Origin of the sequence: Kitasatospora sp. NBC_00315 (assembly GCF_041435095.1) — a bacterium.
GTDB lineage: Bacteria > Actinomycetota > Actinomycetes > Streptomycetales > Streptomycetaceae > Kitasatospora.
Window position 1 is genome coordinate 6,783,812 of the sequence record NZ_CP108025.1, and the last position, 12,846, is coordinate 6,796,657.

11 protein-coding genes are annotated in these 12,846 nt (G+C 72.2%); 9 read left to right on the plus strand and 2 right to left on the minus strand.

The window, feature by feature from the left end; genetic code table 11:
- Positions 1 to 62 precede the first annotated feature (62 nt).
- The 8 genes from ruvC (at position 63) to OG823_RS28480 (ending at position 9,477) form a co-directional block, all read left to right on the plus strand.
- Positions 63 to 701: a crossover junction endodeoxyribonuclease RuvC gene (ruvC, locus tag OG823_RS28445; RefSeq protein WP_371482945.1), complete on the plus strand. Its 639-nt coding sequence runs from the start codon at positions 63 to 65 to the stop codon at positions 699 to 701.
- Entirely contained in the window at positions 698 to 1,309 is a 612-nt protein-coding gene (gene ruvA / locus OG823_RS28450) for a Holliday junction branch migration protein RuvA (RefSeq protein ID WP_371482946.1), read from the plus strand. The genes ruvC and ruvA overlap by 4 nt, the downstream gene beginning before the upstream one ends.
- A gap of 173 nt (positions 1,310 to 1,482) precedes the next feature.
- Entirely contained in the window at positions 1,483 to 2,616 is a 1,134-nt protein-coding gene (gene ruvB, locus OG823_RS28455) for a Holliday junction branch migration DNA helicase RuvB (protein WP_371482947.1), read from the plus strand.
- A 185-nt stretch (positions 2,617 to 2,801) separates the two neighbouring features.
- The gene (gene yajC / locus OG823_RS28460) at positions 2,802 to 3,209 is read left to right on the plus strand and encodes a preprotein translocase subunit YajC (RefSeq protein ID WP_371482948.1); all 408 of its coding nucleotides are present in this window, start codon (positions 2,802 to 2,804) and stop codon (positions 3,207 to 3,209) included.
- A gap of 150 nt (positions 3,210 to 3,359) precedes the next feature.
- Positions 3,360 to 5,159 carry a protein translocase subunit SecD gene (gene secD / locus OG823_RS28465; RefSeq protein WP_371482949.1) on the plus strand — a complete coding sequence of 600 codons (1,800 nt, stop codon included), beginning with the start codon at positions 3,360 to 3,362 and terminating at the stop codon, positions 5,157 to 5,159.
- A gap of 4 nt (positions 5,160 to 5,163) precedes the next feature.
- Complete coding sequence (gene secF, locus OG823_RS28470) at positions 5,164 to 6,282, plus strand: protein translocase subunit SecF (RefSeq protein WP_371482950.1); 1,119 nt, start codon at positions 5,164 to 5,166, stop codon at positions 6,280 to 6,282.
- A gap of 26 nt (positions 6,283 to 6,308) precedes the next feature.
- Complete coding sequence (locus OG823_RS28475) at positions 6,309 to 6,860, plus strand: adenine phosphoribosyltransferase (RefSeq protein ID WP_371482951.1); 552 nt, start codon at positions 6,309 to 6,311, stop codon at positions 6,858 to 6,860.
- Between the two features lie 196 nt (positions 6,861 to 7,056).
- Positions 7,057 to 9,477, plus strand: coding sequence for a bifunctional (p)ppGpp synthetase/guanosine-3',5'-bis(diphosphate) 3'-pyrophosphohydrolase (locus tag OG823_RS28480; RefSeq protein ID WP_371484684.1), 2,421 nt, complete (start codon positions 7,057 to 7,059; stop codon positions 9,475 to 9,477).
- Between the two features lie 62 nt (positions 9,478 to 9,539).
- Here OG823_RS28480 and OG823_RS28485 read toward each other — a convergent pair whose 3' ends face one another.
- Both OG823_RS28485 and OG823_RS28490 read right to left on the minus strand, forming a co-directional pair.
- Positions 9,540 to 10,769: a DUF349 domain-containing protein gene (locus tag OG823_RS28485; RefSeq protein ID WP_371482952.1), complete on the minus strand. Its 1,230-nt coding sequence runs from the start codon at positions 10,767 to 10,769 to the stop codon at positions 9,540 to 9,542.
- 262 nt (positions 10,770 to 11,031) lie between these two features.
- Complete coding sequence (locus OG823_RS28490) at positions 11,032 to 11,847, minus strand: peptidylprolyl isomerase (RefSeq protein ID WP_371482953.1); 816 nt, start codon at positions 11,845 to 11,847, stop codon at positions 11,032 to 11,034.
- Positions 11,848 to 12,132: 285 nt separating this feature from the next.
- Here OG823_RS28490 and OG823_RS28495 point away from each other — a divergent pair, with 285 nt between their 5' ends.
- Entirely contained in the window at positions 12,133 to 12,840 is a 708-nt protein-coding gene (locus tag OG823_RS28495) for an MBL fold metallo-hydrolase (protein ID WP_371482954.1), read from the plus strand.
- Positions 12,841 to 12,846 lie beyond the last annotated feature (6 nt).

Sequence of the window (12,846 nt, forward strand, 5' to 3'; positions counted from 1 at the left end):
GTCGGTCCGCTTGTCGGACCCGCCCGATAGCCTTCGGGGATCGGAGGAGAGGCAGGTGCAGGGTGCGGGTACTCGGTGTTGACCCCGGGCTGACCAGGTGCGGCGTCGGCGTGGTCGACGGCGGCCCGGGCCGGCCGTTGCGGATGGTCGGCGTCGGCGTGGTGCGTACGCCGGCCGAGGCGGAGATCGGGCCCCGGCTGCTCCTCATCGAGCAGGGCCTGGAACTCTGGCTGGACGAGCACCGGCCCGACATGGTGGCCGTCGAGCGGGTCTTCGCCCAGCACAACGTCCGCACCGTGATGGGAACCGCCCAGGCCAGCGCCGTCGCGATGCTCTGCGCCACCCGACGCGGCATCCCCGTCACGCTGCACACCCCGAGCGAGGTCAAGGCGGCGGTCACCGGCTCCGGCCGGGCCGACAAGGCACAGGTCACCTCGATGGTCACCCGCCTGCTGCGGCTCGACGCCCCGCCCAAGCCCGCCGACGCCGCCGACGCCCTCGCCCTCGCCATCTGCCACATCTGGCGCGGCACCGCCGCCGGCCGGATCGCCGCCGCCGTCGCCACCGCCACCAAGGCCCAGGCCGCGCTGGCCGAGGCCGTCGCCGCCCAGACGGCCGCCCGCTCGGCCGCCCGCCCCGCCGCCGGCGCCGCCACCCGTCCCGCCGCCCGTCCCGCCGCTCGTCAGGAGTACCGCCCGTGATCGCGTTCGTGCAGGGCCCGGTCGCCGCCCTCTCCGCCGGCACCGCCGTGGTCGAGGTCGGCGGCGTCGGCCTCGCCCTCCAGTGCACCCCCACCACGCTGGCCGCGCTGCGCCTGGGCGAGCCGGCCCGTCTCGCCACCTCGCTGGTGGTCCGCGAGGACTCCCTGACGCTTTACGGTTTTGTCGACGAGGACGAGCGCGCGACCTTCGAGCTGCTGCAGAGCGCCAGCGGCGTCGGCCCCCGGCTCGCCCAGGCGATGCTCGGCGTGCACAGCCCGGACGCGCTGCGCCTCGCGGTCGCCAACGGGGACGAGAAGGCGCTGATGACGGTGCCGGGCATCGGCAAGCGCGGCGCGCAGAAGCTGCTCCTGGAGTACAAGGACAAGCTCGGCGCCCCGCACGGCATCGTCCCGGCCCAGAAGCCGCTGGCCGCCGGGCCGGCGCCGTGGAGCGAGCAGCTGCAGGCCGCGCTGGTCGGCCTCGGCTACGCGCCGCGCGAGGCGGAGGACGCGGTCGCCGCCGTCACCCCCGAGGCCGAGAGCCAGAGCGTGCCGGACGTCGGCGCCCTGCTCAAGGCCGCCCTGCGGACGCTCAACCGCACCCGCTGACCCGCTGACTTGCGGATTTGTCGACCCCGGCGGGTCGGCGGCCCGCACCGGCGTCCGGACCGACCCGGCACCGGACCTGACCCGCCACCGCCCCACCGCCCCACCGCTTCGCCGCCTCGCCGACCCACCGCCTCGCCGACCCACCGCCTCGCTGACGACTGGAGCCCGCCCCGATGACCCCCTACGACTCCGACCCGGCGGACCGGCTGGTGACCGCGGCCGCCGACGGCGAGGACCAGGCGGTCGAGGCGGCGCTGCGCCCCAAGCTGCTGGACGAGTTCATCGGGCAGGAGCGTGTCCGCGAGCAGCTCTCGCTGGTGCTGCAGGCCGCCCGTCAGCGCGGCAGCGCGCCGGACCACGTCCTGCTCAGCGGGCCGCCCGGGCTGGGCAAGACCACCCTGTCGATGATCATCGCCGCCGAGCTGAACGCCCCGATCCGGATCACCTCCGGCCCGGCCATCCAGCACGCGGGCGACCTCGCGGCCATCCTGTCCTCGCTGACCGAGGGCGAGGTGCTGTTCCTCGACGAGATCCACCGGATGTCCCGGCCCGCCGAGGAGATGCTCTACATGGCGATGGAGGACTACCGCGTCGACGTGATCGTCGGCAAGGGCCCGGGTGCCACCGCCATCCCGCTGGAGCTGCCGCCCTTCACCCTGGTCGGCGCCACCACCCGGGCCGGGCTGCTGCCGCCCCCGCTGCGCGACCGCTTCGGCTTCACCGGCCACATGGAGTTCTACGCCCCCGCCGAGCTGGAGCGGGTGGTGCACCGCTCGGCCGCGCTGCTGGACGTGGAGATCGACGCGGCCGGCGCCGCCGAGATCGCCGGCCGGTCCCGGGGCACGCCGCGAATCGCCAACCGGCTGCTGCGCCGGGTACGGGACTACGCGCAGGTCAAGCACGACGGCGTGGTCGACCGGGGGATCGCCGCCCAGGCCCTGCAGGTCTACGAGGTGGACGCCCGCGGCCTGGACCGCCTCGACCGTGCGGTGCTGACCGCGCTGCTGCGGCTGTTCGGCGGCGGTCCGGTCGGCTTGTCGACACTGGCCGTCGCGGTGGGGGAGGAGGCCGAGACGGTCGAGGAGGTGGCCGAGCCCTTCCTGGTCCGGGAGGGCCTGCTGGCGCGGACTCCGCGCGGCCGGATCGCCACCGCCGCCGCCTGGGAACACCTCGGGATGACCCCACCGGTCCAGACCGGTGCCGCGTGGGCGTCCGCGCCCCGGACGGGGCCCGGCCAGGGCCCGGCCGCCGCCGTGCCCGCCCAGCCCGAGCTGTTCCGCGCCTCGGAGGCCCCCTCGCAGGAGTGAGGACGGAAGGTGGGAAATCCGTGCAGGCGCAGGGTCGCCACTTTCGGCGGCAGGATGCGATGCTTGGCGTTGTCCGATCAGTTCGGGTCGCCTAGACTCCGCCGGACCGCCCCTCTCACCCGAAGGGCCGACCAACACCGAAGGCCGCCCGGTAGCGGCCCGTTAGGACCCTGACTGCAGTGTCGATGATCATCCTTGTTGTCCCGCTTCTTCTCATGTTCGTGATGTTCCGGTCGCAGAAGAAGCGCCAGCAGCAGCAGCAGTCCACGCAGACGGCACTCGAACCGGGCGCTGGCGTGCGCACCATCGGTGGCCTGTACGCCCAGGTGAAGGCGGTCAACGACGAGACCGTCGAGCTGGAGATCGCTCCGGGTGTGGTCACCCACTTCACCAAGAGCGCGATCGCCGCGGTCCTGGAGCCGCAGGAGTACGACGCGATCATCAACGGTCGCCCGGTCGACGACGAGCTCGCCGAGCTGGACGAGTCGGTCGAGGCCGTGGCCGCGGAGGAGGACGGCGACAAGCCCCTCTCGCTCTCGAAGGACGGTTCCGACAAGGACGACGCCGAGGGCGGGGCTCCCGCAAGCAAGTAGTACGGTCGGGCCCCAACCCGGCCGCTGCGGCACCGTGCCGCGAGCCCACAGGACCTCAGGGCCGTCGCTCCGCCACGTCTTCCCCCCGTCCCGCCCCACGCCGGACGGGGGTCCGGCGGGCGACGGCATGGACAGGGAGAAACGAGCAAGGTGGCAACACCCAAGTCGCGCCCGCGCGACGGTTACCCGGGACGGGCCCTGGCCCTCATCCTGGTGGTCACCGTCGGACTGGTCGCCCTCATGTTCGGGACGGGCAACACCAAGCCCCGCCTCGGTATCGACCTCGCCGGCGGCACCAGCATCACGCTGACCGCCAAGTCGGACGATCCCAAGGCGATCAACAAGTCCAACATGAACATCGCCGTCGGCATCATCCAGAAGCGTGTCAACGGGATGGGTGTCTCCGAGGCGGAGGTGCAGACCGAGGGCGACAAGAACATCGTCGTCAACATCCCCAAGGGCGGGGACAGGCAGTCTGCGGCCGACCAGGTCGGTACGACGGCCAAGCTCTTCTTCCGCCCGGTCCTCGCCTACGCCCCCAGCGGCGTGAAGGCCACGGCGCCCACGGCGAGCCCGAGCGCCACCACGAGCGGCAGCCCGGCGGCGGCTCCCACCCCGTCCCCGACGGCCACGGCCGGCTCCACGGCGGCCGCCGCCTCGCCCAGCGCGAGCAAGGCCGGTCGCGCCGTCGGTGAGGCGCTGCTGGCCGACCCGACCGCGTCCGCCTCCGCCCCGGCCGCCTCGCCCAGCGCCTCCGCCGCGGCGGCGAGCCCCAGCGCCGCGGCCACCGCGCCCACCGAGGCCGAGATGACCGCCGCGCTGACCCAGGGCACCGTCCCGGCCGAGCTCCAGGCGCAGTTCGCCGCCATGGACTGCTCGGACCCGGCGCAGCGCAAGGACTACCAGTCCACCGACATCACCAAGACCACGGTCGCGTGCAGCTCCGACCCGGAGCAGGGCTACTACGACAAGTTCGCCCTCGGCCCCGTCCAGGTGAACGGCTCGGACGTCTCCAAGGCGCAGGCCGTCATCGACACCCAGAACGCCGCCGGCTGGCAGGTCCAGCTGCAGTTCAACGACAAGGGCTCGAAGGCGTTCGCCACCACCACCGGCGCGCTCTCCACCCAGGCCTCCCCGGCCAACCAGTTCGCCATCGTGCTCGACGGCGGTGTGGTCTCCCACCCGCAGGTCAACGAGACGATCTCCGGCGGCTCGGCGGTCATCTCCGGCAGCTTCACCCAGAGTGACGCCCAGCAGCTCGCCAACGTGCTGAGCTTCGGTGCGCTGCCGCTCAGCTTCGCCCAGAGCGACGTCGTCACGGTCTCCCCGCAGCTCGGCGGCGACCAGCTGAAGGCGGGCCTGATCGCCGGCCTGATCGGCATGGTCCTGGTGATCATCTACTCGCTGATCTACTACCGCGGTCTCGGCCTGGTCTCCATCGGCGGTCTGCTGGTCTCGGCCGCGCTGACCTACTCGATCATGAGCCTGCTGGGCGCCGGAATCGGGTTCGCGCTGAACCTCCCGGCGGTCTGCGGTGCCATCGTCGCGATCGGTATCACCGCCGACTCCTTCATCGTGTACTTCGAGCGCATCCGGGACGAGGTCCGCGAGGGCGCCCCGCTGCGCCCGGCGGTCCAGCGCGCCTGGCCGCGTGCCCGGCGCACCATCCTGGTGTCGGACTTCGTGTCGTTCCTCTGCGCCGCGGTGCTCTACCTGGTCTCGGTCGGCAAGGTGCAGGGCTTCGCCTTCACCCTCGGCCTGACCACCGCGCTCGACGTCGTGGTGATCTTCCTCTTCACCAAGCCGCTGATCACGCTGCTCGCCCGGAAGAAGTTCTTCTCGGACGGCCACCCGTGGTCCGGCCTGGACCCGAAGCGCCTGGGCGCCCGCCCGCCGATCCGCGGCACCCGTCGCCGGACCTCCGCCCCGTCCGCCACGAAGGAGGCCTGACTCCATGTCTCGCTTCTCCAATCTGGGCCACCGGCTCTACCAGGGCGAGGTCAGCTTCGACTTCGTCGGGCGCCGCAAGCTCTGGTACAGCATCTCCGGCGTCATCGTGCTGGTCGCGGCCATCGGTCTGGCCATGGGCCTGCACCTGGGCATCGAGTTCAAGGGCGGCTCGGTCTACACCGTGCAGAAGCCCGGACTGTCGGTCGCCCAGGTCCAGACGGCGGCCAACGACGTCACGCACGGCAGCAGCGCGCTGGTCCAGTCGACCGACAAGGGCAAGATCCGGGTCCAGATCAGCTCCGAGGAGACGCAGAGCCCGGACAGCATCCGCAACGGGCTCTCCAAGGCGCTGGACATCCCGGTCCAGGAGATCGACAGCCAGGTCATCGGCCCCAGCTGGGGGCACCAGATCTCCCAGAAGGCCCTGCTCGGCCTGGTGATCTTCATGGTGCTGGTGACGATCTACCTGGCCATCGCCTTCGAGTGGCGAATGGCGGCGGCCGCCCTGGTCGCCCTCATCCACGACCTCCTGATCACCATCGGCGTCTACGCGCTGGTCGGCTTCGAGGTCACGCCCGGTACGGTGATCGGCTTCCTGACCATCCTCGGGTACTCGCTCTACGACACGGTCGTCGTCTTCGACACCGTGAAGGAGAACACCAAGGGGCTCACCAAGCAGAGCAAGCTCACCTACAGCGAGGCGGCCAACGCCGGCCTGAACCAGACGCTGGTGCGCTCGATCAACACCACAGTGGTCGCACTGCTCCCGGTCGCGGCGCTGCTGTTCATCGGCGGCGGCCTGCTGGGCGCGGGCACGCTGAACGACATCTCGCTCGCGCTGTTCATCGGCCTCGCGGCCGGTGCGTACTCCTCGATCTGCGTCGCCACCCCGCTGCTCGCGCAGCTCAAGGAGGAGCAGCCGGAGATGAAGGCGCTCGCCAAGCGCGTCGCCCAGCGCCGGGCCTCCGAGGCCAAGGCGAAGGCCGAGGCCGAGGCGAACGGCGAGGCGGTCCCCGAGGGCGAGGAGTTCGCCGACGAGGACCTGCCTGCGGGTATGGTCGGACAGCGCGCCCAGGGGGCCGGCCGGTCCCGTAACAAGGGCCGTCCGTCCACCAAGCGCTGACCCGCTCCCCACCGATAGGACCTCTCGTGACCTCCCCCGCCGTGGAACTCGCCGACCTGCTGACCAGCAGGATCCGGGACGTTCCGGACTACCCGAAGCCCGGCGTGCTGTTCAAGGACATCGCGCCGCTGCTCGCCGACGCCGAGGCCTTCGCGGCCCTCACCAGGGCGCTGGCCGAGCGTGCCAGGGCGCTCGGGGCGACCAAGGTGGTGGGCCTGGAGGCGCGCGGGTTCGTGCTGGCGGCGCCGGCGGCCTTCGCGGCCGGCCTCGGCTTCGTGCCGATCCGCAAGAAGGGCAAGCTGCCCGGCGAGGTGCACGCGCAGTCCTACGAGCTGGAGTACGGTTCGGCGACGCTGGAGGTCCAGTGCGACGCGTTCACCCCGGGTGAGCGGGTCCTGGTGGTCGACGACGTGCTCGCCACCGGCGGCACCATCGGCGCCTCGCTGGACCTCGTCCGGCGGGCCGGCGGTGTGCCGGCGGGCGTGGTCGTCCTGATGGAGCTCGGCTTCCTGGAGGGCCGCGCGGCCCTGGCGCCGCACCTGGACGGCGCTCCGCTGGAGACGCTCGTCGAGGTCTGAGAGAACGTCGCAGGAGCCGTCGGGGGCGGTGGTCGCAGGTCGCGGCCACCGCCCCCGACGCGTGTGCGCCCGACGCGGCCGGGGACGCGGCGGAACACCGGCCCGCCGGGCTCGGTACGATGGAGGTTCATCCCTTGCCGCAGACGCCGGGGAACCGGCCCCGCGCCCCCGAGGAGTGTCCTTGCCCGACGAGGTTGTGCCCACGGCCGCACCGGCCGCCCCCGACAGCGAGCCCGCGCCCACGGGGGCCGTCCCGGCGCGTCCCGCCCCGGCCGCCTCGCGTGCGGTGGCTCCCGCGCACCGCCCGTCCTCCGCGAGCGGCATGCGGGCCCGGCTGGCCCGGCTCGGCGGTCAGCGCAGCACGGTGCTCAACCCGGTGCTGGAGCCGCTGTTCCGCAGCATCAGGGCCAACGACGCCAAGGCCGACCCGGCGCTGCTGCGCGACATCGAGCGGGCGTACGCGGTGGCCGAGAAGTGGCACCGCGGCCAGAAGCGCAAGAGCGGCGACCCGTACATCACCCACCCGCTGGCCGTCTCCACCATCCTGGCCGAGCTGGGCATGGACGCCGCCACCCTGATGGCCGGCCTGCTGCACGACACGGTGGAGGACACCGACTACGGCCTGGAGACCCTGCGCAAGGACTTCGGCGACTCGGTCGCCCTGCTGGTCGACGGCGTCACCAAGCTCGACCGGGTGAAGTTCGGCGAGGCGGCGCAGGCCGAGACGGTGCGCAAGATGGTCGTGGCGATGGCCAAGGACCCGCGGGTCCTGGTGATCAAGCTCGCCGACCGCCTGCACAACATGCGCACCATGCGCTACCTCAAGCGGGAGAAGCAGGAGGCCAAGGCCCGCGAGACGCTGGAGATCTACGCTCCGCTGGCGCACCGCCTGGGCATGAACACCATCAAGTGGGAGCTGGAGGACCTCGCCTTCGCGATCCTCTACCCCAAGATGTACGACGAGATCGTGCGGCTGGTCGCCGAGCGCGCCCCCAAGCGGGACGAGTACCTGGCCACCGTCATCGACCAGGTCCAGGGCGATCTGCGCGGGGCGCGGATCACCGCCTCCGTCACCGGCCGGCCGAAGCACTACTACTCGGTCTACCAGAAGATGATCGTGCGGGGCCGCGACTTCGCCGAGATCTACGACCTGGTGGGCATCCGGGTCCTGGTCGACACCGTCCGCGACTGCTACGCGGCGCTGGGCACCATCCACGCGCGGTGGAACCCGGTGCCGGGGCGGTTCAAGGACTACATCGCGATGCCCAAGTTCAACATGTACCAGTCGCTGCACACCACGGTGATCGGCCCCGGCGGCAAGCCGGTCGAGCTGCAGATCCGCACCTTCGACATGCACCGCCGGGCCGAGTACGGCATCGCGGCGCACTGGAAGTACAAGCAGCGCGCGGTGGCCGGCGCCTCCAAGGTCCGTACGGACACCCCCTCGCAGACCCGTAAGGACGACAAGGCCGGCGCCGTCAACGAGATGGCCTGGCTGCGGCAGCTGCTGGACTGGCAGAAGGAGACCGAGGACCCGAGCGAGTTCCTGGAGTCGCTGCGCTTCGACCTCTCCAACAACGAGGTCTTCGTCTTCACGCCCAAGGGCGACGTGATAGCGCTGCCGGCCGCCGCGACGCCGGTGGACTTCGCCTTCGCGGTGCACACCGAGGTCGGGTACCGCTGCATCGGGGCCCGGGTCAACGGCCGGCTGGTGCCACTGGAGTCCACCCTGGAGAACGGCGACACCGTCGAGGTGTTCACCTCCAAGGCCGAGAACGCCGGCCCGTCCCGGGACTGGCTGGGCTTCGTCAAGTCACCGCGCGCCCGGAACAAGATCAAGGCCTGGTTCTCCAAGGAGCGCCGCGAGGAGGCCATCGAGCAGGGCAAGGACTCGATCGCCCGCGCGATGCGCAAGCAGGGGCTGCCGATCCAGCGGATCCTCACCGGGGACTCGCTGGTCACGCTGGCGCACGAGATGCGTTACCCCGACATCTCCTCGCTGTACGCGGCGATCGGTGAGGGCCACGTCTCGGCCCAGAACATCGTCCAGAAGCTGGTACAGGCGCTCGGCGGCGAGGACGGGGCCACCGAGGACCTCGCCGAGACGGCGACCCCGACGCAGGACGGCGGCCGCGCCGCGCGGCGCCGGGCCAAGGGCGATCCGGGCGTGACCGTCAAGGGCGTGGAGGATCTCTGGGTCAAGCTCTCGCGCTGCTGCACGCCGGTGCCGGGCGACCCGATCATCGGCTTCGTGACGCGCGGCAACGGGGTGTCGGTGCACCGTGCGGACTGCGTCAACGTGGAGTCGCTCAACCAGCAGCCGGAGCGGATGATCGAGGTCGAGTGGGCCGCCACCCAGTCCTCGGTCTTCCTGGTGGCCATCCAGGTCGAGGCGCTGGACCGCTCGCGGCTGCTCTCGGACGTCACCCGGGTGCTCTCGGACCAGCACGTCAACATCCTGTCGGCGGCGGTGCAGACCTCCCGGGACCGGGTCGCGATGAGCCGCTTCACCTTCGAGATGGGCGACCCCAAGCACCTGGGGCACGTGCTCAAGGCGGTCCGCGGCGTCGAGGGCGTGTACGACGTCTACCGGGTCACCTCGGCCCGCAACAAGTAGCCGTACGGGCGAGGGCCCCACCGCCGCGGCGGTGGGGCCCTCGCCCGCGTTCGGCGGCGGTGTCAGCCGCTGAACTCCTCCAGGCTCTTCTGGGCCTGGTCCAGCAGGGTCTGCAGGCCCGCCAGCTCGCCCTCCAGCTTGGCGGTCCGGGAGGCGTTGCCGGCCGCGCGGGCCTTCGCCAGGTCGGCGTTCAGCTTGTCGGCCTTGCCCTGGAGCAGACCGGCCATGCCGGCCGCGCGGGCCCGGGCCTCCGGGTTGGAGCGCTGCCACTCGGCCTCCTCGGCCTCGCGGATCGCCCGCTCGACCACACCGAGGCGGCCGTCCAGCTTCGGACGCGCGTCACGGGGGACGTGGCCGATGGCCTCCCAGCGCTCGCTGACGTCGCGCAGCGCCGCCTTGGCCGCCTTGAGGTCGGTGATCGGCAGGATCGTCTCCGCCTCGGCCGCCAGCACCTCCTTGAGCTTCTGGTTCTCGACCTGCTCGGCGTCGCGCTCGCTGAACACGGCGGAGCGCGCCTGGAAGAACACGTCCTGCGCGCCGCGGAACCGCGCCCACAGCTCGTCCTCGACGTCGCGCTGGGCGCGGCCGGCGGCCTTCCAACGGGTCATCAGGTCGCGGTAGCGGGCCGCGGTGTCGCCCCACTCGGTGGAGGAGGACAGCGCCTCCGCCTCGGTGACCAGCTTCTCCTTGGCCGCGCGGGCGTGGTCGCGCTCGGCGTCCAGGGTCGCGAAGTGCGCCTTGCGGTGCTTGGAGAAGACCGAGCGGGCGTGCGAGAAGCGGTGCCACAGCTCGTCGTCGCTCTTGCGGTCCAGGCGCGGCAGCGCCTTCCAGGTGTCCACCAGGGCGCGCAGCCGGTCGCCGGCCTCCCGCCACTGGGTCGACTCGGCGAGCTGCTCGGCCTCGGCCACCAGCTTGTCCTTGGCCACGCGGGTCTCGTCCTGCGCCTTGGCGCGGGCGATCTTGCGCTCCTCGCGGCGGGTCTCGATGTCGGCGCTCAGCGCGTCCAGCCGCTTGGCCAGCGCGTCCAGGTCACCGACCGCGTGCGCCTCGACGACCTGCGCACGCAGGTGCTCCAGTGCCGCCTGGGCGTCCTTGGCAGCCAGGTCGGTGGTCCGTACCCGCTTCTCCAGCAGGCCGATCTCCACGGCGATGCCCTGGTACTTGCGCTCGAAGTAGGCCAGGGCCTCCTCGGGCGAGCCGGCCTGCCAGGAGCCGACGACGCGTTCGCCGTCCGCCGTCCTGACGTAGACCGTCCCCTGCTCGTCGACACGGCCCCACGGGTCGCTGCTCATAGCGCGTCCTCCACATGACGTCGCGCCCGCGCCGGGGCGGCACGCGTCCGTCGTCCACAGTTGATGTGCGGCGGACCGATGAGTCCGCCGTCCCGCCCGCCGTACGACCAGCCGAGGGTGACGGCCGACGGGTCTGGGCACCCTACACAACGCCAACATAGGCGACCAGTGCCGGTGCTGTCCGCATCCCCGGCCGGGCGATTTCGGCCCGAAGCCGGGCGGCGGCCACCCGCAGGTGTCCGCCGCCCGGCGCCGGGGTCGATCAACCCTTCGCGGTGGTCACCGCGTTGAGCGTGACGTCGGCCATCGGGGCGCCGTCCGTGCCGCCGTCCAGGGTGCCGGCCGCGGCGATCTTCGTGAGCACGTCCAGGCCACCGGTGATCTTGCCGAACGGGGTGTAGCTCGGCGGCAGCTGGGTGTCCTTGTAGACCAGGAAGAACTGGCTGCCGTTGGTGCCCGCACCGGCGTTGGCCATCGCGACGGTGCCCGCCGGGTAGGTCGCACCGGTCAGGTTCTCGTCGGCGAACTGGTAGCCCGGGCCGCCCGAGCCGGAGCCGGTCGGGTCACCGCACTGCAGCACGAAGATGCCGTCGGTGGTGAGGCGGTGGCACTTCACGTGGTCGAAGTACTGCTCGCCGGAGAGGAAGGCGAAGGAGTTCACGGTGTGCGGCGCCTTGGCGGCGTCCAGCGCGATCGTCACCTTGCCGCAGTTGGTGTCCAGGGTCGCGGTGTAGGCGGCCTTGGCGTCCACCGTCATGGCCGGCTCCGCCGCCCACTGCTTGGCGTTCGGCTTGCCGTCGGCCGGGGCGGCGCAGCCGTCCACGGCCTTGCGCACCGCCGGGGTGGTCGCGGTGGCGGCCGGGGTGGGGGCCGCCTGCGCGGACGGGGTCTTCTTGGCGTCCGAGTCGAAGACGCCGCCGATCAGGGCGCCGCCGCCGGCGAGCACGACGACCGCGAGCGCGGCGCCGATGATCGCGTTGCGGCGCCGGGTGTGCTTCTGTGCCTCGGCGCGGCGCTCGGCCTGACGCTCGTACTTCTCGCGGGCGAGCTGCCGCCGCCGCTGTTCGCTGGTGACCACCGGCCGTGTCTCCTACACATGAGCTGGGGCCCCGTCCTGTCCGTGCCGGGCGGGTCGGGGTTCTGGGGGTGCTGCTCCGAGGGTGTTGCTGCGGATCATCGCACCCATCGGCGGCCAAGTGTAGGGACCTCGTACGTAAGAGCGGGGTGAGGCGCGGGCACGGCGGCGTGCTATCTGGTTCGCAACCGGTGCCGCGGCGCCGGTAGGCTGCAGGTGGAACCGCCGCACTCCCGCCATCACCGCGGCAGCCGCCATCCGATCGACGACCGACCACGGAGGACTCGCGTGTTCATCGCCGGATTCCCCGCGGGCGCCTGGGGTACCAACTGCTACCTGGTGGCGCCCGCTCCCGGCGAGGAGTGCGTCATCGTCGACCCGGGGCACGAGGCCACCCAGGGCGTCGAGGATCTCATCCGCGAGCACCGGCTCAGGCCGGTCGCGGTCGTCCTCACCCACGGGCACATCGACCACGTCGCCTCCGTGATGCCGATCTGCGGCGCCCGCGGGGTCCCGGCCTGGATCCATCCCGAGGACCGCTACATGCTGGCTGACCCGGAGCGCGCGCTCGGCCGCTCGCTCGGGCAGCAGCTGATGGGCTCGATCACCGTCGGCGAGCCGGACGAGGTCCACGAGCTCAAGGACGGCAGCGTCCTGGAGCTGGCCGGGCTGAGCCTCACGGTGGACCACGCCCCCGGCCATACCGGGGGGTCGGTGACCTTCAGGACGCCGGCGGCGGCGGACGTCCCGCCGGTGCTGTTCTCGGGCGACCTGCTCTTCGCCGGCTCCATCGGGCGCACGGATCTGCCGGGCGGCTCCAGCGAAGCGATCATGCGGTCGCTGGCCCGGGTCTGCCTGCCCCTCGACGACGCGACCGTGGTCCTCTCCGGCCACGGCACCCAGACCACCATCGGCCGCGAGCGCGCCACCAACCCCTACCTCCAGCAGGCAGCCGGTGCGCAGGGCGCGCCCGGCTTCCCGCGACGAGGAATGTGACGGAAG

Excerpts from the sequence above, each read along its gene's own strand:
- ruvB (WP_371482947.1), top strand. The coding sequence starts at position 1,483 with ATGACCCCCTACGACTCCGACCCGGCGGACCGGCTGGTGACCGCGGCC.
- yajC (WP_371482948.1), top strand. The coding sequence starts at position 2,802 with ATGATCATCCTTGTTGTCCCGCTTCTTCTCATGTTCGTGATGTTCCGG.
- secF (WP_371482950.1), top strand. The coding sequence starts at position 5,164 with ATGTCTCGCTTCTCCAATCTGGGCCACCGGCTCTACCAGGGCGAGGTC.
- OG823_RS28485 (WP_371482952.1), bottom strand. The coding sequence starts at position 10,769 with ATGAGCAGCGACCCGTGGGGCCGTGTCGACGAGCAGGGGACGGTCTAC.